General features: G+C 69.1%; 15 protein-coding genes. 11 read left to right on the top strand and 4 right to left on the bottom strand.

Annotated features, from left to right (window positions below):
• Positions 1-8 precede the first annotated feature (8 nt).
• The 6 genes from ACFOWZ_RS18190 to ACFOWZ_RS18165 all read left to right on the top strand — a co-directional run bounded on the left by ACFOWZ_RS18190 (position 9) and on the right by ACFOWZ_RS18165 (position 4264).
• Complete coding sequence (locus ACFOWZ_RS18190) at positions 9-728, top strand: class I SAM-dependent methyltransferase (RefSeq protein WP_382373928.1); 720 nt, start codon at positions 9-11, stop codon at positions 726-728.
• Positions 729-828: 100 nt separating this feature from the next.
• Positions 829-1398, top strand: a complete 570-nt coding sequence (locus ACFOWZ_RS18185) for a sigma-70 family RNA polymerase sigma factor (RefSeq protein WP_382373926.1) — start codon at positions 829-831, stop codon at positions 1396-1398.
• Complete coding sequence (locus tag ACFOWZ_RS18180; protein ID WP_382373924.1) at positions 1395-2111, top strand: class I SAM-dependent methyltransferase; 717 nt, start codon at positions 1395-1397, stop codon at positions 2109-2111. Before ACFOWZ_RS18185 ends, ACFOWZ_RS18180 begins: the two co-directional genes overlap by 4 nt.
• Before the next feature lie 84 nt (positions 2112-2195).
• Positions 2196-2762, top strand: coding sequence for a sigma-70 family RNA polymerase sigma factor (locus ACFOWZ_RS18175; protein ID WP_382373922.1), 567 nt, complete (start codon positions 2196-2198; stop codon positions 2760-2762).
• Between the two features lie 102 nt (positions 2763-2864).
• Positions 2865-3542 (top strand): RNA polymerase sigma factor, encoded by a 678-nt coding sequence (locus tag ACFOWZ_RS18170; RefSeq protein WP_382373920.1) that lies wholly within the window; start codon positions 2865-2867, stop codon positions 3540-3542.
• A gap of 209 nt (positions 3543-3751) precedes the next feature.
• Positions 3752-4264, top strand: a complete 513-nt coding sequence (locus ACFOWZ_RS18165) for a sigma-70 family RNA polymerase sigma factor (RefSeq protein ID WP_382375076.1) — start codon at positions 3752-3754, stop codon at positions 4262-4264.
• On the opposite strand, the gene ACFOWZ_RS18160 is transcribed toward ACFOWZ_RS18165, so the two are convergent.
• A complete protein-coding gene (locus tag ACFOWZ_RS18160; RefSeq protein ID WP_382373918.1) occupies positions 4245-5555 on the bottom strand; it encodes a glutamine synthetase in 1311 nt (436 codons plus the stop codon). The two genes, ACFOWZ_RS18165 and ACFOWZ_RS18160, sit on opposite strands and share 20 nt — an antisense overlap.
• Before the next feature lie 12 nt (positions 5556-5567).
• Between ACFOWZ_RS18160 and ACFOWZ_RS18155 the strand changes: the two genes are divergently transcribed.
• The 3 genes from ACFOWZ_RS18155 (at position 5568) to ACFOWZ_RS18145 (ending at position 8710) form a co-directional block, all read left to right on the top strand.
• Positions 5568-6656 (top strand): amidohydrolase family protein, encoded by a 1089-nt coding sequence (locus ACFOWZ_RS18155; protein WP_382373916.1) that lies wholly within the window; start codon positions 5568-5570, stop codon positions 6654-6656.
• A gap of 34 nt (positions 6657-6690) precedes the next feature.
• Positions 6691-7965 (top strand): DNA polymerase IV, encoded by a 1275-nt coding sequence (locus tag ACFOWZ_RS18150; RefSeq protein ID WP_382373914.1) that lies wholly within the window; start codon positions 6691-6693, stop codon positions 7963-7965.
• A gap of 85 nt (positions 7966-8050) precedes the next feature.
• Complete coding sequence (locus tag ACFOWZ_RS18145; protein ID WP_382373912.1) at positions 8051-8710, top strand: hypothetical protein; 660 nt, start codon at positions 8051-8053, stop codon at positions 8708-8710.
• Between the two features lie 526 nt (positions 8711-9236).
• Here ACFOWZ_RS18145 and ACFOWZ_RS18140 read toward each other — a convergent pair.
• Complete coding sequence (locus ACFOWZ_RS18140) at positions 9237-10331, bottom strand: DUF4034 domain-containing protein (protein WP_382373910.1); 1095 nt, start codon at positions 10329-10331, stop codon at positions 9237-9239.
• Between the two features lie 19 nt (positions 10332-10350).
• Positions 10351-11850, bottom strand: a complete 1500-nt coding sequence (locus tag ACFOWZ_RS18135; protein ID WP_382373908.1) for a M48 family metalloprotease — start codon at positions 11848-11850, stop codon at positions 10351-10353.
• Between the two features lie 264 nt (positions 11851-12114).
• On the opposite strand from ACFOWZ_RS18135, the gene ACFOWZ_RS18130 reads away from it, so the two are divergent.
• Positions 12115-15264, top strand: coding sequence for a S8 family peptidase (locus ACFOWZ_RS18130; RefSeq protein ID WP_382373906.1), 3150 nt, complete (start codon positions 12115-12117; stop codon positions 15262-15264).
• 398 nt (positions 15265-15662) lie between these two features.
• Positions 15663-16058, top strand: a complete 396-nt coding sequence (locus ACFOWZ_RS18125; protein WP_030471828.1) for a DUF3040 domain-containing protein — start codon at positions 15663-15665, stop codon at positions 16056-16058.
• A 206-nt stretch (positions 16059-16264) separates the two neighbouring features.
• Here the strand turns inward: ACFOWZ_RS18125 and ACFOWZ_RS18120 are convergent, their stop codons facing one another.
• On the bottom strand, positions 16265-18739 hold the full coding sequence (locus ACFOWZ_RS18120) for a transglutaminase family protein (protein WP_382373903.1): 2475 nt from the start codon (positions 18737-18739) through the stop codon (positions 16265-16267).

Raw genomic sequence — 18739 nt, 5'->3', positions numbered from 1 at the left:
TGTGTGCCATGCGACCGGACGCCGTACACAGGGTGCTCGACGCCGAACTGGCCGCCGCGCGCGAGCGCAGGGGCGGCGAACCACCGCGCGTGCTCGACGTTGGTGGCGGTAGCGGCGTCTGGGCCGTGCCTCTCGCTGCGGCGGGGTGCGCGGTCACGGTCGTGGAGCCGTCGCCGAACGCACTGGCCACGCTGAACACCCGTGCGCGCGAGGCCGGCGTGACGATCAACGCGGTCCAGGGAGACACCGACTCGCTGGGTGTTCCCGCTGGTGAGGCCGATCTGGTGCTCGCGCACGGCCTGCTGGAGGTCGTCGACGACGCACCCGCGGCGCTGTCCGCGCTGGCCGCCGCGGTGACCCCTGGTGGCGCGGTGTCGGTGCTGGTCGCGAACCGGTTCGCGGCGATCCTGCACCGCGCGATCGCGGGCCGGATCGTGGACGCGCGCAGGCTCCTGGACGACGACGCGGGCCAACTTGCGGGCACGCGTGATCCGTTGCAACGTAGGTTCGACGTTCCAGGGCTTGAGAAGCTGGTCCTGGAGGCAGGGCTTTCCGTTGAGCTCCTGCAAGGTCATGGCATTGTTTCGGATCTCGTGCCCGGCGTGGTGCTGGACGCGAATCCGGGTGCCGCCGACGCACTCGCCGAGCTGGAACTGGCCGCCGCCACGCGGTCTCCGCTCCGCGATGTCGCTGCCCGGCTGCACGTGCTGGCCCGTCGTACCGCCTGAAGCGTTTGCATCAGGGACTTTTATGTCCCGGATGAGTGGTCCCAAACGACTTTGCGGCGAAAGATGTGAAGTTCCGCTGCCGACGTGGGGGACCGACGCCATGGAGAGTTCCGACCTGCTGGCCTCTTTGGTCACGGAGGCCGTTGCGGGTGATCGACGTGCCGTCGAACGGCTGCTCGCGACCGTTCGGCCACTCGTGTCGCGGTACTGCCGTGCGCGCGTTGGCCGCAACGAGCGTGCGTACGCGTCTGCGGACGACGTGGCGCAGGAGGTCTGCCTGGCGGTGCTGACAGCGTTGCCGACCTACCGTGAGCAGGGCCGGCCGTTCCTCGCGTTCGTGTACGGCATCGCCGCGCACAAGGTCGCGGACGCGCACCGGGTCTCGGCGCGCAACCGGTCCGAGCCCGTCGCGGAGGTGCCGGACGGGCCGTCGCTGACAGTCGACCCGGAGGAGAACGCGCTGCTCGGGTCGCTCTCGGTGAGGCTGGGCCAGATGCTGCGGGGGCTGCCGGACAAGCAGCGCGAGATCTTGCTGCTGCGGGTCGTGGTGGGTCTGTCGGCGGAGGAGACCGCCGAGGCGATCGGCTCGACGCCGGGCGCCGTGCGGGTGGCCCAGCACCGCGCGCTGGCGAAGCTGCGGTCGTCCGTGGGGGTCGAGGAGCTGATTTGACCGGTGCCTTCTACGACGGTCTGGCGGGGACGTACGACCTGATGTTCCCGGACTGGGACGCGTCGATGGCCCGGCAGGCGTCGCAGCTCGCGGAGTTCATTCCGACGGGCGCGCGCGTTCTGGACTGTGCGTGTGGCATCGGTACGCAGGCGATCGGTCTGGCGTTGCGCGGCTATGAGGTCGTGGGCGCTGATCTGAGTCCCAAGGCGGCGGTACGGGCCGTTGTGGAGGCTTCTGCGCGAGGCGTCGCGTTGCGCGCGTTGGCGTCGGACATGCGTGCGTTGCCGTTCGCCGATGGCTCGTTCGACGTCGTGCTCGCTGCCGACAACGCACTGCCGCACCTGTTGACCTCTGATGATGTGCTGGCGGCGTTGCGTGAGATGCGCCGTGTGCTGCGCCCTGGTGGCCGGCTCATCATTTCGACGCGCGACTACGACACGATTCGGCGCGAACGGCCGTTGTCGACGCCGCCATCAGTCGGTCCGGGTCGAGTCGTGTGGTTCCAGCTCTGGCATTGGGACAACGATCAGTACGAATTGGAGATGTTCCAGCTGCACGAAGCCGACTCGTGGCGCGTTGTCGTGGGCAAGGCACGGTATTGGGCGATTACCCGTCACGAACTCACCGAATTGGCTGAACGTGCAGGTCTACGTCACGTTGAGTGGTCACTCCACGCCTATTACCAACCGCTGATGGTTGCTGCAAATGGGTGACGTTTGAAGTTTCTCCCTACTTTCCGCATAAGGAGTGACGTGTCGCACGTCTCCTCTCCGGGACGTCGACGAGGGGAACTTCGGATGGAGAGTACGGCTTTATCCGCGGAACTGGTCAACCTGGCCGTGCACGGTGAGCGCAGGGCCATTGACCAGCTGCTTCGCTATCTCCGGCCACTGGTGGTGAAGTACTGTCGCGCGCGTGTTGGACGTTCCGCGACAACCGCGGACGACGTCGCGCAGGACGTCTGTCTGGCCGTGCTGACGGCCCTGCCGAACTACCGGGAGCAGGGCAGGCCCTTCCTGGCGTTCGTCTACGGCATCGCGGCGCACAAGGTCGCGGACGCCCATCGGGCCATGGCTCGTAACCGTGCGGAGCCGACGGCCGATGTGCCGGATCAGGCCGTGCGCGGTGGTGGGCCGGAGGAGTTCGTCCTCCAGGACGAGCTGAACGGGACCATGGGCGAGCTGCTGCGCCTTCTGCCCGCCAAGCAGCGCGAGATTCTCGTGCTGCGCGTGGTGGTGGGTCTGTCGGCCGAGGAGACCGCCGAGGCCGTCGGTTCGACACCGGGCGCGGTCCGGGTTGCGCAGCACCGGGCGTTGGGGCGTCTGCGGAAGGAAATCGCGGCCCTGAGTGTCCCGATCGGGTGACATTCGTTTGCTTTCGCGACTAGTCGGGGCTGGGGCGTGGGGTGGACGCACCCAAACGACATACCTAGTTGCAGGAAGACACCGACATAGGGACCAGGGGGCATGGGAAGTTCGGACTCAGCGCTTGCCGCCGAGCGGCTGCGCGTCGACGGGGTGCTGGTGCAGCACTTCCGCGAGTCGGGGCTAACCGGACCGCGCTGGGACCAGTTCCACCGCCAGCTTCTCGGACACGGACTCGACATCGTTACGAAGCTCGTGAGGTCGGGCGCGATGTTCGCCCGCTGCGGGCGGCACGGTCGCTACCTGCACCAGCAGGACATCTCGCCGCAGGAGGCCGAGGAGCTTGCCAGCGACGCGGTGTTCGAGGGGTTCGTCTACTTCCGCGACCGGGGTCTGCTCGGGAAGCAGTGGTCCGTCGAGCACGGGCAGCCGCTGACCGAGTACTTCGTCAACGCCTGCGTGCTGGCGTTCCCGAACGTCTACCGGCGCTGGCAGACGCGGGTGAACGGCTGGCAGGACGTGCGGCTGGTCGACTCGTGGGCCTCCCTCGAACACGTCGTGACCGAGGGGACCCCCGAGGACGCGGTCGTCGAGCAGCAGGCGGCGAACACCGCGTTCGCCGCGCTGAGCGAGGACATCAAGCGGTTGCTCTTCCTCCATGACCAGGGCTATTCGCATGCGGAGATCGGCGAGCTGTTGCGACTCACCCCGCGCGCGGTCGAAGGACGGATCCGGAGGGCGCGGCTCGCCGTGCGCCGGCTTCCAGAAGAGGAGCGGTGATCTGCGTGGAGTTCACACCTGGCCTGCATCGGAAGGTTCCCGCGGAAGCCGTGCGGCACTCTTCTGTCGGTGGTCCGGTCTCCGCGTCGAGGGGCACCATCGACGCGTTGGTCGAGCGGACCACCGTTGAGCAAGGACCAGTCGATCCGCCCCCACCGTCGTACTACTCCCGCCGTCCAGAGGCCGCCGACGACCACGTTGCGCGCGCTGTGGCCGGTGACCGCGTTGCCATCGAACGGCTGCTGGGCACCATCCGGCCGTTGGTCGTCAGGTACTGCCGTGCGCGCGTTGGGTCGTTCGCGTCGGCGGATGACGTCGCACAGGACGTGTGCCTGGCGGTGCTGACCTCGTTGCCGTCGTACCGCGACCAGGGCCGGCCGTTCCTGGCGTTCGTCTACGGCATCGCGGCGCACAAGGTCGCGGACTCGTTCCGCAGCTTCTCCCGCAACCGCGCCGAGGCCGTGCCGGAGTTGCCGGAGTCGATGGACACGGCGGCCGGCCCCGAGCAGATGGCGATGCAGGGAGAGCTCTCCGACCAGATGGCGACGCTTCTGCGCGTGTTGCCCGAGAAGCAGCGCGAGATCGTTGTGCTGCGTGTGGTGGTGGGGTTGTCGGCGGAGGAGACGGCCGAGGCCGTCGGCTCCACACCCGGTGCGGTGCGGGTGGCTCAGCACCGGGCGTTGGCGAGGCTGCGCAAGGAGATCAGTGGCGCCAGCGGGTGACGTTGGCGATGCCCTGAGGGCTGGCGTCCTTGTACCGCTCCATCTCACCGCGCCGGACGTCGGCGATCGTGCCCGCGAGCTCCTTGCCGAACGCCTCGGTGAGCACGGCGTCCTTCTCGAACTCGTCCACGGCCTCCTTGAGCGACGTCGGCAGGCGCGGGACCTCGTCCAGCAGCGCCGGGTCGACGTTGAGGCCCTCCGGGAGGGTGGCCTGCGTGGCGATGCCGTCGAGGCCGGCCGCGATCACGCCCGCGACGACGAGGTAGGGGTTCGCGGTGAGGTCGAAGCACTTGATCTCGAGGTTGTCGTGGATCAGGCGCAGGGCCGTTTCGCGGTTCTCCTCGCCCCACGCCACGAACGGCGCTGACCACGTGTGCGGCACGAGCCTGAGGTAGCTCGCGAGAGAGGGGCAGCCGATGGCGCACAACGCGCGCAGGTGGTTGAGCACGCCCGCGCTGAACTGCTTCGCCTCGTCCTGGAAGCCGTCGAAGAGGTTCGTGTCGTCACGCCAGAGGCTGAAGTGCAGGTGACCACCGTTGCCGACACCGCCGTTGATCACCTTGGGGGAGAACGACGGGCGAATGCCGTGCCGGATCGTGACGGCGCGAATGGTCTCTTTGGTCAGTACTGCGGTGTCTGCTGCTGCGACCGGGTCTTCGGGCGCGGTGGAGATCTCGAACTGGCCGGCCGCGTACTCGGGGTGGAACTGGAGCACCTCGACGTCCTGCTGGTCCAGCGCGTTGAGGAGGTCGACGCAGTAGTCGGACAGCTCGACCTGGCGCGCGTGGCCGTACGCGGAACCGGTCGTCGCGGGGACCCAGTCGTCGGTGCCGGTCTTGCCGACGCACCACTCGATCTCGAAGCCCGCCTTGGCGGTGAGGCCCTGGCCGGCGAGGTTCTGGACGGCTTTGCGCGCTTGGAGGCGCTGGTCCATCGGGTACGGGACGCCGCTCTGGAAGTGGCGGTCGGCGGGTGCCCAGGCCCAGCCGGGCTGGCCCGCGAGCACCGTGAGGCGGTCGAGGTCGGGGTGCAGCCGCAGGTCGCCGACCGGTCCGCCGGCGAACCGGCCCTGGATGATCCAGTCGTCGAACAGGAACACGTCGAACACGGGTGAAGCGCCGACGCCGTGTGCTGCTGCGTGAGCCAGTCTGCGCAGTGGTACGGACTTGGTGCGTGTGATGCCGCTGTTGTCGACCCAGGTGAGCGCCACGACGCTCACGTCCCTGGCGTTGAGCCCGTCGAAGAGCTCCGTCGCCCGGTCGAACCGCTGGTCCCGTTCCGCAGAGTCCACGATCCTAAGGTTATGGGCATCTTGCCGTTCGTCGCCGAACTCGGGCTGATAGATCACCACTGCCACGGCGTGTTGCGCACAGACAGCACGCGTGAGGAGTTCGAGTCGCTGTTGTTGGAGGCTGACGCCGTCTCGCCGTTGGGCGGGTCCTTCTTCGACTCGGCCATCGGATTCGCGGTCCGGCGGTGGTGTGCTCCGCTGCTGGACCTGCCCCGGCACGCGTCCGCCGAGGCGTACCTCGAACGGCGGAACTCTCTGCACATCACCGAGGTGTCGCGGACGTTCCTGATGGCGTCCGGGATCCACACGTTCCTGGTGGACGGCGGGTTCCAGCCCGAGCGGTTGCTGTCAGGCGGCGAGCTGGCGTCGCTGGCCGGGGCCGACTCGCACGAGATCGTGCGGCTGGAGCACCTCGCGGAGGAGCTGTCCGCGGCTGCTTCGGCGGCCGAGTTCGTCCACGAGCTGCGTTCGCGGCTGCGGTCGCCGTCCGTGGTGGGGGCGAAGTCGGTTGCGGCGTACCGGACGGGGCTGGTGATCAGCGGCGAGCGGCCGAGTGAGGCCGAGGCGTTGCGGTCGATGTCCTCGGGGCCGGTGAAGGACCCCGTGATGATCTCGTGGCTGGTGTGGGAGGCGATGGACGCCGGGCTGCCGTTGCAGTTCCACGTGGGCTACGGCGACTCGGACATCGATCTGCACCGTTGCGATCCGTCGTTGTTGACGCCGTTCTTGCGCGCGACGGCGGGCTTGGGCGTGCCGGTGCTGTTGTTGCACAACTACCCGTTCCACCGGCAGGCCGGGTATCTCGCGCAGGTGTTCCCGCACGTGTTCTGCGACCTGGGGCTGGCCACGCACGGGCTGGGGCATCAGGCGTCGCGCGTGTTCGCCGAGGCGTTGGAGATCGTGCCCTACGGCAAGTTCTTGTTCTCCTCCGACGCGTTCGGTCTGCCTGAGTTGTACTACCTCGGTGCGTTGCTGTTCCGGCAGGCGTTGTCGGACTTTCTGGCCGATGGGTTGCGACGCGATGCGTTTCTCGAGGAGGACGCGCACCGGATTGCACGACTCATGGCGTCGGAGAACGCAGCGCGTGTGTACAAACTGTAGGATTCGCTCGAACTGACGTTCGAGAGGGGTGTTCATGGGTCGCAGTGCGAACCTGCCACGCGGCCTGCGTGACCGGTTCCGTGCTCGTGACGGCGTTTGGCCTGATGACACAGGTTGCCGCATGCTGCACGTCGACATGGACGCCTTCTACGCGTCGGTGGAAATTCGCGAACGTCCCGAGCTCGCTTCTGTGCCCGTCGTCGTCGGAGGCGTCAGCGGACGTGGTGTCGTGTGTTCCGCGAACTACCTCGCACGCGAATACGGTGTGCGTTCCGCTATGCCGACCGCGCACGCACGGCGGTTGATCCCCAACGCCGTGTACCTGCCGCCGCAGTTCGACCTCTACCAGGAGGTGTCGCGCGGGGTAATGGCAATCTTCCGCGACATCACGCCACTGGTCGAGCCGCTGTCGCTGGACGAGGCGTTCCTGGACGTCGGTGGCGCACTTCGCCGTCTGGGCATGACGCCGGGTGGTGTGGGGGAGCTGATCAGGTCTCGCGTGTTCGCCGACCACGGCGTGACGTGTTCTGTCGGTGTGGCACCGACGAAGTTCCTCGCGAAGCTCGCCTCCGGCATGTGCAAGCCCGACGGCATGATGGTCGTGCCTGCTGCTTCTGCGCTGGAGTTCCTGCACCCGCTGCCGGTGTCCGCGCTGTGGGGCGTGGGTGCGAAAACCGCTGCGCGCCTTGAGGAACTGGGCCTGGAAACCGTCGCCGACGTGGCCGCCACCCCTCTTCCTCGCCTGCGCCGCATGATCGGCGTGGCGCTGGCGGAGCACCTTTTTGCTTTGGCCGCAGGCGTCGACGACCGGGCCGTGGTGCCGACGTCGCGGGAGAAGTCGATCGGCGCGGAGGAGACGTTCGAGGTCGACCACTACGACCGCGCCGTGCTGCGCCGCGAGCTGTTGCGCCTGTCGGAACGCTCGGCAGGTTCGTTGCGCGCGAAGGGTTTGCACGGCCGAACGATCTCCATCAAGGTCCGCTTCTCGGACTTCACCACGATCACCCGCTCGCGGACCCTGCCCGTCCCGACCGACGTGACCCAGGAGGTCTACCGCACCGCCGTCGAACTCCTGGACACCCAGGTACCGCCCGGCGCGGTCCGTCTGATCGGCGTCCGAATAGAGGGTCTTGACAACGCCGACTCCGCCCAGCAACTGATCTTCGACGCCCCAGAACGCGGCTGGCGAGAAGCCGAGCAAGCCGCTGACCAGGCCCGTTCCCGCTTCGGCTCACTGGCCGTCCGCCCGGCCTCACTGCTGCGCGACAGTCCAGAAAGGACAGCCGAGCCCGAACCGAAGCCCGAGTGATCGCAACCTGTCCACACCCCCGCACTTATCCACAACTTCAGGCTCACGACGCTCCACCCCCACCGCCGAAGCGCACCATGAACCCATGCGCCACCCCATCGACCTGGAAGCCCTGGGCACCCTCTTCGTCCACCGAGTAGCCCCGGTGGCAGCCCTCATCCACATAGGACTGTCCCCGTCCCTGATCGACCAACGCTCCCGCCCAGGCGGCCCCTGGCAGCGTCTGTTCCCAGGCATCTTCCTCCTCTCCAGGGCAGGCCCGTCCCGCGAACAACTCGTCCAGGCGGCCCTCTTCTACGCCGGCGAGCGCTCGATGCTCACCGCCTTCGACGCCCTCTACCTGCACGGCATGAGATCCGTCCTTCCCACGGCAGACGCGATCCACGTCCTGGCTCCACGCCACTCGAGAGCCTGGGGCCACGCCACCCTGCGTCTGGAACGAACAGACCGCCTCCCCAAACCGGCAATCCGAAGAGGCTTCCACGTGGCCCCACTGGAACGAGCGGCGATAGACGCCATCCGCCGCACCCGCTCAATAGCCGACACGAAGGCCATCCTCGAAGAGGCAACCCACTACGTAGGCGTACAAGCCCTGCGAGCCGAACTGGCCATGGCCCCACGCAAGGGCACCACTCTGGCCCGCAAACTGCTGGGCGAATCCCCAGCCCGCCAACTGGAACTGGCTGTGATGGAACGCCGCCACCCAACGGTCCCACCGACCAGAGTCCCCCTACCAACCGGCTAACCCACCCCGGCACCCCGCGCGCGGAGCGGCCGAAACCCGAGCCGCCCCAACGCAATCGCCCCACCGACGCCGACACGTGGGTGCGGGCGCGAGCACCGCCTGGGTAGGAGCGCCGGCATCGGTGCCGCTATGTGGCGACTGCCCCAGGGGGGCGGCGACCGCTGTGCGGTGGTTCGCTGCAACCACTTCGCGCCTGCGGCAAGCGTGACCTACCGCGTGGCTGCCACCAACTGGCCCCATTGCTGCCACCCCACGGCGTGTGGCCATCCCCACCGGCGTGCGATCGCCACCTACCGACCCGAGGCCGCCCACTAACCCACCGCCATCAGCCCGCGCCTACGGCCCACCAGCCCGCGGCGTCACCGCCCACAGCCCGCGGCACCACCGCGACCCGCGAGCCCGCGGCACCACCGCGACCCGCGAGCCCGCGGCACCACCGCGACCCGCGAGCCCGCGGCACCACCATCGCCCACGGGCCCGCTGCACCACCACGAGCCCGCCCAAACCGAAAGGAGCCGCCCCAGCCCTACCGAGCCGAAGCCCTGACCCCTTTCCCCTTGGCCGCAGCCTTGACCGCAATCCCCCGCATGCTCAAGAACGTGATCCGAGGCTCCTCGAAGTAGTCCCAAGGCCCGGCATCAGCCAACGCCCCCAAAGCTCGGAACTGCCCCACCGCTTCCTCGAACCGCTCCAGCTGGATCAACCCGAAAGCCGCATACCCCCGGTCATTCCGCAGCGCATACGTGTCGGCCCCCTCATCAGCCAGCCGAGACAGCAACGCATCCAGGGAAGCCACAACAGCGGGCAACTTCCACGCATCGGAGCCGGTGCTCTCGTAGGCGGCCTGCAACGGCAGCGCCAGCAACTTCGGCGACTTGGCCGCGGCCTCCAGAGCGAACTCCAGCGCCAGCTCGTCGGAGCCGTGCCACTTGCGGCACCAGTACTGCAGGGCCTGCATGTGTCCGTTGTGGTGCAACGGGTCGCGTGCCGTCAGCTCGGACCAGATCGCGCGGAACTCCTCGTGCTCCACCTGCAGGCCGCGGGCGAGGGTGAGCAAGGTGTTCAACGGCGTCGGGTCGTCGGGCAGGACGGAGGCGGCCACCGTTGCGGCCTCGCGGGCCTCGAACAGGACGCGGTGGAAGCCCTCGAACTGTTCGCGGGTCGTTTCGGAGGCGCTCGCGCTGCCGCGGATGTCCCAGGCCAGGGACACGAGCGACATCGCGTGCACCACGAGCCAGTGCGGGTCGCGTGGGCGGGCGGCTTGCCAGGCAGCCATCCACGTGTCGTCCTTGGCGGCCAGGTCGGCGAGGGCCCACACCACTCGCTGGCGGCGGTCCCAGTCGCCGAGCGTGGCGGTCACCAGGTCGGCGGCGTTCTCCCAGTTGCCGGCTCGGACGTCGTCCTTCACGGCCGACAGGGCCAGGTCCTCGATCGGGGAGGTGGACGTCACCTCGGCGTCGGGGACCAGGCCATAGCGCTCCGGGTGGGTCTTCGGCAGGACGTGGGCGGCGACCACGTCGGTGGGGAGGTCTTCGATCTCGACGCCCAGGCGCTTGGCCTCGCGCATCAGGCGGATGACGGTGATGAGTTCCTTCGGCTTGAACAGGAGTGAGAGGACCACGGGGTTTCTCCAGGAGCTTTCAGCGCGCGGGGCGGTAGTCGGGGGCCACGCCGGCTGCGGCCAGCGCGTCGCGCAGGGCCTCGGTGCTGCCGGACACGGCGGCGTCCAGGTGTTCGGCCATGTCGAAGTCGGTGGAGGAGGTGACGAACGTGGTTCGTCCCAGCCAGTCGAGCTCCCAGTGGGCGAGGCCGGCGTCGGAGAAGGCCAGTGCCACCAACGCGGAGAGCTCGGGCAGGACTTCGCCTCGGGCCATTTCGCGGCGGGCTCGGGCGCCGGCTGCGCGGTTGCCCGGTTCGAACGAGCCGAGGTCGGCCAGGCGGCCCGCGTCCAGGGCGTCGAGGACCGTGGTGAGGGAGGGCGGCTGGTTCATCGCGGCGGCTGAGGTCTGCAGGAGACGTTCGGTGCCGTGCACCACGCGGGCACGGGCGCCGATGTGGCCGAGGGTGGCCCAGTCGACGCGTTCCTTCGCGGCCGCGTCGGACACCAGCGAGTTCAGCACGGCGGCGTCGAGCAGCGGCATCGGGTCGGCCAGCAGTTCCAGTGCGGGGCGGTCGCCCCAGCCCGACTCCGGTTCCAGGGCCATGGCCTCGATGGCGGTGATGCGGTTCTGCAGCGGCGGGTGGGAGTCGTACGGGCCGCGGTCGGGGTCGGACGGGTTCTGGCGGATCTCCTCGAGTTTCTCGTGGAGCTCCGGTGCGGTGCGCAGGCGGGCGAAGCCGTCGAAGAACGTCGTGGGGAGGTAGCCGAGCTCCCACGCGACGGTCAGGTGGCGGTTGGTGAAGAGGTCCCACGCGGCGTCGATCACCGGCAGTTCGCGCAGTGCGGACGCGGCGGCGGACGAGCCGGCGAGGGAGGCCGAGAAGCGGTCGGCGGCGAACTCCTGGCGCCTGCTGATCGCCTGGGAGACGCGGAGGTAGAGCTTGGCGTAGCCGCGGAACAGCTTCGCGATCATGCGCTGGAACCAGTGCTCGACGTCCATGTGGGAACCGGCGCGCAGCATCGCGTCGCGGCCGGAGACCACGACGCCGGCCAGGCGGGTGTCCTTGTTGGCGTAGTGCCCGAGCTCGTGCGCGAGCACGGCGATGAGTTGCTTCTCGGTCAAGGAGGTGAGCAGGGGAGCACCGATGAACATCCTGCGCTTCACCACGCGCAGGCCCAGGAAGCGGGTGTCCTCGGCGACACCGGCGTTCACCGCGGCGAGGATCCGGATCTCGTCCGGCGGTCGGGTGCCGACGTCTGCGGCCAGGCGGCGGACGAGGTCCCACAGCGCCGGCTGCTCCGCGGGCGTGACGAGGGTGCCGGGCACCTCCTCCTGCGCGCGGCGTTCCAGCGACACCAGGCCCTTGCCCAGCGCGAACACCACCGGCACGACGAACAGCGCCAGCTTCAGGCCCACGAACGGCCTGTTGATCAGGGCGTAGGTCTCCAGTGCGAGCAGCCCACCGATCAACCCGAAGGCGAGCACGTAGAAACCGACCAGCAGTGTGACCGCGATGGCAGCACGAAATGAAACACGCATGAGTAGAGCGACCTTCCCCCAAGCCCCCAGTGCCGCGCAGACGGCAGCAGCACGCAGTGTGCACGATGGACGGTCACGACTCAATCCCGAAAGGCGGCGGGCACGAACGCGCCGTGGGTGTGTCAACCAGTCGATCGGCCAGTCCTCGTACCTCTGCGGGATGACATCCGTGCCGGGACCACCGGCCTTCAGAGGGAGGTGAGGTGACGCTCGGTGTCCCTACGGTCACTGAGGAAACACCTCATCGAGCAGTGGAGGTAACCAGTGAGAACAGGACAGCGAGGTGCCCGTCGGGGGATCACCGCGCTCGCACTGTCGGCAGGCCTCGTCACCGCGGCAACGGGGACGGCGGCGGTCGCACACGCGGAGGCGCCTGCCTCGGGAGAGCGCGACCACAGCGTCACGCTGATCACCGGCGACCGGGTGCAGCTGGCGGGCAACCGCGTCGTGCGATACGTACCGGGACCGGGCAGGGAGAAGCTCCCCGTGCGCACGTTCACGCGCGACGGACACCAGCACGTGGTTCCGTTGGACGCGTTGCCGTTGGTGGGCAACGGAAAGCTCGACCCGCGGTTGTTCGACGTGACGTCGCTGGCCGAGTTCGGCTATGACGACGCACGGCGCGACACCGTGCCTGTGATCGTGCGGCCGGCGGCGGGCGCACGATCGGGCATCACCGCGTTCGACGCCAAGGGATCCGTGGCCGGCCTGGTGACCGGCGCGGTCGCGAAGTCGGGCAGCGCCTGGGAGTCGCTGCGCGGCGGCGCGGTCGAGAAGGTGTGGCTCGACGGCGTCCGCAAGGTGACGCTCGACCGCAGCACCAAGCAGATCGGTGCACCGGAAGCGTGGCAGGCGGGCGTGACCGGCCAGGGCGTGAAGGTTGCCGTGATCGACACCGGTGTCGACGAGAAGCACCCGGACCTGCAGGGCAAGCAGATCGCCGAGAAGAACTTCACGGACTCGCCGGACACCACCGACGAGGTCGGGCACGGCACGCACGTCGCGTCGACGATCGCCGGCAAGGGCGAGAAGTACCGCGGTGTCGCGCCGGACGCCGGGATTCTCGACGCCAAGGTCTGCCGGCCGGGCGGGTGCACCGAGTCGGCGATCCTCGGCGGCATGCAGTGGGCGGCCGAGCAGGGTGCGCAGGTCGTCAACATGAGCCTGGGCGGCGGCGACACCCCGGACATCGACCCGCTCGAGGAGGCGGTCAACCGGATCTCGCGCGAGACCGGTGCGCTGTTCGTGATCGCGGCGGGCAACTCGGGCCGTCCGGAGACGATCGGGTCGCCCGGCAGCGCCGAGTCCGCGCTGACCGTGGGTGCGGTGGACCGCAACGACGCCATCGCACCGTTCTCCAGCCGCGGCCCGGCTGCGGACGGCGCGGTCAAGCCGGACGTCACCGCGCCCGGTGTCGACATCGTGGCGGCCGAAGCCGGTACGCAGGGACACGTCGCCATGTCCGGCACGTCGATGGCGACGCCGCACGTCGCGGGTGTCGTCGCGCTGCTCAAGCAGCAGCACCCGGACTGGACCGGTGAGCGGCTCAAGGCGACCGTGATGGCGTCGGCGAAGGCCAATACTGCGTTGACGCCGTTCGACCAGGGCACCGGTCGCGTGGACGTGCCGAAGATGCTGGTGCAGCAGGTGGTCTCGGAGCCCAGCAACATCAACTTCGGCGTGCAGCAGTGGCCGCACGACGACGACCAGAAGGTCGTCCGCGAGGTCACCTACCGCAACGGCGGCAAGGAACCCCTGACGCTCGACCTGACCGCGGACGTCAAGGGACCGGACGGCAAGCCCTCGCCCGCCGGTCTGGTCGCGGTGTCCCCGGCGAAGATCACGGTCCCGGCCGGAGGCGAGGCCAAAGCGACGATCACGGCTGACACCAAGGTGAACGCGCCCGACGGCGCCTACAGCGGTGTGATCGTCGCGTCGAACGGCCTGCGCACGCTCGTCAGCGTCAACCGAGAGGTCGAGAGCTACGACGTCGGCGTCTCGGTGATCGGTGCCGACGGCAACCCGGCGGACGACCACGCGACGGTGTTCGTCAACACCAGCACCGGCAAGGCGTACCAGGGGACGTCCAAGAACATCCGGTTGCCCAAGGGCGAGTACCTCGTGGACAGCAGCGTCGTCACTCCGGACTTCAAGGTCTCGTTCATGGTGCAGCCGAAGTTCCAGGTGACCGGCAAGACCTCCACGACGATCGACGCGCGCACCGCCAAGCCCGTCGCGCTCAAGACCCCGGACGCCGCGGCCAAGGGGATCATCGGCACGATCGGGTACAGCACGCAGGTGGCGGGCACGGTGTTCGGCCACGGCTGGGCGTTCTTCGACGGCATGGCCGGCCACGTCTCCACCGCCCAGATCGGATCGGCGCCGCCGGACTTCGTGACGACCGTCGCGGAGCAGTTCCAGGGCACGCCCCGGGACGAGAAGACACCCGTCAGCTATCGCCTGATGTACTCGCAGAAGGGCATGCCGACCGGCTTCGAGCACACGGCGAAGGCGAGCGAACTCGCCCAGATGACGACTGGTTTCCGCTCCGCCGGTGAGGGCCGCAAGCACCTCGTCGCCGTGCTGCCGAACCCGGACGACGGCAGCGGCGGCTTCGGCTGGTTCACCCCGATCCCCGAGGGCGGGCGAGGCATCGATCTCGTCAGCACCGCGACCGGCAAGTGGATCTGGCTCTACGAACGGGTCGCCGCGGACGGCAACAGCGAGTACTCGACGGAGACCCCGGTCCGTTCCTTCAAGGCGGGCAAGAAGTTCTCGCAGACGTTCGGCGGCGCGGTCATGGGTCCGTCGGTGCCGGCCGCGCCCAGCTTCGGCCTCGCCCGGCTCGAGGACCAGATCGCCGTCAGGGTCCCGCTGTTCACCGACGCCAACGGCGGCGCGGGCAGGGCCTACGGCGGAACGGCGAAGACGTCGTTGTCCTACAACGGCACCAAGGTCGGTGAGTCGGACCGGCCGAGCGCGATCTTCGACGTGCCCGCGGCGGAGGGTTCGTACCGCGCCGAGATGGAGCACAGCCGGACGGCGGAGCTGTCGACGAAGGTGAGCGGTGCCTGGACGTTCAAAGCCAAGCACACCACCGACATCACGCACCTGCCGCTCACGGTGGTCCGCTTCCTGCCCAGGCTCGACGACAAGGACACCGCGCACGGCCGTGTGCTGGTCATCCCGCTGAAGGTCGAGCAGGCGCAGAACACGCCGAAGGTCAGGCGCACGACCGTCGAGGTGTCGTTCGACGACGGCGCCACGTGGAAGCAGGTGCGGGTGGCCGGCGGCAACGCGGTCGTGCAGCACCCGAAGGGCGCGAAGTTCGCCTCGCTGCGCGCCAAGACCACGGACGCGGCGGGCAACACCGGTGAGGTGACGATCATCCGGGCCTACAAGATCGCGGGTTGATCGGGATGCGAGGGCGGGCTCCGGTCCGCCCTCGCGTCCTCCTCACGATCGAACTGAGACGTCCGACGCGCAGATGTCACGCTCTGTCGCACCCCCGCCGAAGGGGCGTCGGCAAGACCCTAGATCGGGACGCCGCGCCGTGCCGGAGGGGAATCACCTGGCCGGACCAGGCGTGAACACCCGCTCCTAAGGGCCGTGTGGAGGCCTCACGACAGCCTCACCACTGCCCCAGGAGGATGATGGTGACAGAACCGACCGTATGAGAAGGCCCACTGGGTAGTCGCCGGGGCGCGCGGATCGTATCCTGGAGGGTGACGTCCCCAGGGTGGGCCGTCCGCCGGGTTCGGCGGAAACCGAGAACACCCGGCGCCCGCGACCGCTGTGCCGGAGGAGGAACGATGCCACTCTCCGAGCACGAGCAGCGACTGCTCGACCAGATCGAGCGCGCGCTCTACGCCGAAGACCCGAAGTTCGCATCCACCGTACGAGGCGCCAAGCTGCGACGGCCGTCCAAGCGGCGCCGCGTGCAAGGCATCGTGTTGTTCGTGGTCGGCGTGGCCGCGCTCATCACCGGCGTGATGCTGCCGCAGCTCGCGATCGCCAGCATTCCCGTGGTGAGCGTCTTCGGCTTCCTGCTCATGTTCTTCGGTGTGCTCATCACCCTGACGACATTGCGTCGCGGTGACCAGGTGGCCGAGGGCGCGCAGGAGGACGGCAAGCCGACGCGCAGCCGCAGCTCGTTCTCCGAACGGATGGAGGAGCGCTTCCGTCGTCGTTTCGACGAGGAGCAGTAAGACCTTCAGACGGCAAAGCGATGGGCCCGCCCCCGAGAGGGAGCGGGCCCATCGCTTTGCGTCAGCTAGCGCCTGTATCGAAGTCCGCACCGAGCCCTTGCTGTTTGGCGCGAAAAGCACGTTCGGGCCGATAGATGGCCCGAACGTGCTTTTCGCGCCGAAAAATATGTCCGGTAGGCCTGAGCCGCTCTACCTCGATACAGGCGCTAGACCGGTACCGGCTCGCGTTCCTGCGTCTCGGCCACCGGCGCGGGCGCCGGCTTCAGCACCGACTTGGGGAACATCCTCGCCCGCAGCGACAACGGAGCGTTCTGTCGCAACGACTGTCGCACGGCCGCCAGCGCACCGGGCAGCGACGGGTCCGCGACCGGGTTCGCGCTGTACCAGGACCGTTCGATCGCCCCGACGACCACGCGCAGGCCGTCCTTGCCCGCGTCGTCCAGGTTGTGCTCACGCGCCAACCGGCGAGCGGCTGCCCTGATCGTCTCGGCGGCGGGCACGGGTGCGCCGCGGTCGATCGACTCCGCCATGAGCTCGCTCCAGGCCGCCGAGGACGCGCCAGGACCGAGGGCCGCCACCGTGTGCAGGCGGTTGTGCCTGCGTACGCCCCGCACGAGCAGAGGCGTCAGGACGACTCCCGCCACCACCAGCACGACCGCGAGCCACCACGAGATCAACGCCGCCGCCAGGCCGACTCCGACGAGCCACAACCCGGCCGCGGCCGGTATCAGCAGCTTGCGCGCCCACGAGACGCCGATCAGGCCTGCACTGATCACGCCGAGCAGCCCGAGCACCAGGAACAGCGTCACGAGGAACGCCAGCACCAGCACCACGCCCAGCGCCCACAGGTGCCACGGCTGCGGCCCGGTGCTTCCGGCGTCCGGCAGCGCCTGGCCCTGGTCGGTGCCGTCGGGCGACGCGGACGCCTGGGTCGAGCCGTTCACGGACGACGTCACGGTCTCGGTCTTCGTCTCCGCGGTCGGCACCTCGTCGCCGCCCTGCGGGGTGTCGCGCAGGTACGGCGGCACGACGCCACGGCCGTCGGAGATCGGGGTCGGGTCGAAGGTCATCCAGCCGTGGTTCGGGAAGAAGATCTCGACCCACGCGTGCGCGTCGTCCGTGCTGATCACGCGGTAGGAGTTGTCGGCGGCCGCGACGCCCGCGGTGAAGCCGATCGCCACGCGGGACGGCAGGCCCACCACGCGGGCCATCACGGCCATCGCGGAGGCGAACTGCTCGCAGTAGCCGACCTTGCCGCGCGTCACGAAGTCCGTCAGCGCGTCCTTGGTGACGTCGCCCTGGGTCTTGAGGTCGTACTTGAAGTCGCTGAGGGGCGAGTTGAAGAACTCGCTGAGCTTGGCGGCCTTGTCGAAGTCGTTGGTGGCGCCCTCCACGATCTTGTTCGAGAGGTCGATCACCTCCTGCTCGACGCCTTCGTACTTGTAGTACTCCTGGTCGACCAGGTTCTTCGGCCCGGACGCCATCCGCAGTGCCTGCTTGGTCGGCGTCGACAGCACCGTGTCGAGCTCGTAGGCCTCCGGCTCGCGCTCCCGCTGCGTGAAGATCACGCCCTTCTTCGTGTCGAAGCGGTAGTCGTCGTCCGGGGTCTCGATGCGGCGCACGGAGCCGTAGGTCGGCAGCCAGAAGCTCTTCCAGTCGCGCGGCTCGATGTTGATCCGCGTGGTCTTGCCCTCGCCGCGGTCACCCGGCTGCAACGGCAGCTCGCCGCGCGCGGGCTGGCCACCGGGGTCGCTGCCGCGTTCCCAGCCCTTGTTCGGCACGTACCTGGCCAGCGTGGACGCCCGCATGTACGTCTGCTCCGGCAGGCCGCGGACGTAGAAGACCTCGGCCGTCCTGCCGCGGTTGAGCATGCCGCGCAACGACGTCATCTCGCTCAGGCCGATGCCGCCCTTGCCGCCGCCACCCGAGCCACCGCCCGGCAGCCTGCCGACCGTGCCGACGATCGTGAAGCCCGCACCGACGATCAACGCGATCACCATCGCGATGCTCGCCACCGTGGTCGCGGAACCGCCGGACCCGCTCGCCGACCCCGACCCGAGCCTGCCCCGCCACGCCTCGTGCCGGTGCTGGCCGTCGACGGCGAGCAGCAGCGCGAACGCCGCGGCGCCCAGGATGAACGTCCAGAACGGCAGCATCTCGTCGGCCAGTGACGCGGGCACCGCGAACACGCACAGCAGCACGAGCCCGGACGCCGCCGGGGCCGCCGCCGCCACGGCCAGCGTGTCCACCAGCACCGCGACCAGGCCGATCGCCAGCACCACGAGTGCCTGGATCGCCGGTGTCGCGTGCACCGGCGGGACCCCGGTCTGCACCTGCGCGACGGACTCCGCGAGCACGTCGCCGAGCTCGCCCAACGCGTCGGGGCCGGGGATGAACAGGAAGATGCCCGACCGTGTGTGCAACGCCGTGAGCAGGCACAAAAGCACGAAGACCTGGGCGACGGCGACGAGCGGCGGGGTCAGCCTGGTCGCCCGCAGGAACGCGCCGGTCACGGTGATCGCGACGATCACCACGCCGATGCGCACGAGCCACAGGTCGCCCTCGATCACGCCGGAGAGCGCGGTCGACGCGCACAGCACGGCCAGCGCCGCGATCCACGGCGTCGCCGAGGTGAACCACTCGGGTTCGGTGTTCCTCGACGGCGCGGAACGGGACCCCAT

The organism is Lentzea rhizosphaerae, assembly GCF_042649515.1.
In the GTDB taxonomy this organism is placed as follows: Bacteria; Actinomycetota; Actinomycetes; order Mycobacteriales; family Pseudonocardiaceae; genus Lentzea; species Lentzea aerocolonigenes.
The sequence above is the reverse complement of the archived record's forward strand: the minus strand, read 5'-3'. Positions and strand labels throughout refer to the sequence as shown.

Coding starts and splice junctions, on each gene's coding strand:
- ACFOWZ_RS18125 (WP_030471828.1), top strand. CDS start 15,663: ATGCCACTCTCCGAGCACGAGCAGCGACTGCTCGACCAGATCGAGCGC.
- ACFOWZ_RS18190 (WP_382373928.1), top strand. CDS start 9: ATGCGACCGGACGCCGTACACAGGGTGCTCGACGCCGAACTGGCCGCC.
- ACFOWZ_RS18135 (WP_382373908.1), bottom strand. CDS start 11,850: ATGCGTGTTTCATTTCGTGCTGCCATCGCGGTCACACTGCTGGTCGGT.
- ACFOWZ_RS18150 (WP_382373914.1), top strand. CDS start 6,691: ATGGGTCGCAGTGCGAACCTGCCACGCGGCCTGCGTGACCGGTTCCGT.
- ACFOWZ_RS18145 (WP_382373912.1), top strand. CDS start 8,051: ATGCGCCACCCCATCGACCTGGAAGCCCTGGGCACCCTCTTCGTCCAC.
- ACFOWZ_RS18155 (WP_382373916.1), top strand. CDS start 5,568: ATGGGCATCTTGCCGTTCGTCGCCGAACTCGGGCTGATAGATCACCAC.
- ACFOWZ_RS18185 (WP_382373926.1), top strand. CDS start 829: ATGGAGAGTTCCGACCTGCTGGCCTCTTTGGTCACGGAGGCCGTTGCG.
- ACFOWZ_RS18120 (WP_382373903.1), bottom strand. CDS start 18,739: ATGGGGTCCCGTTCCGCGCCGTCGAGGAACACCGAACCCGAGTGGTTC.
- ACFOWZ_RS18175 (WP_382373922.1), top strand. CDS start 2,196: ATGGAGAGTACGGCTTTATCCGCGGAACTGGTCAACCTGGCCGTGCAC.
- ACFOWZ_RS18170 (WP_382373920.1), top strand. CDS start 2,865: ATGGGAAGTTCGGACTCAGCGCTTGCCGCCGAGCGGCTGCGCGTCGAC.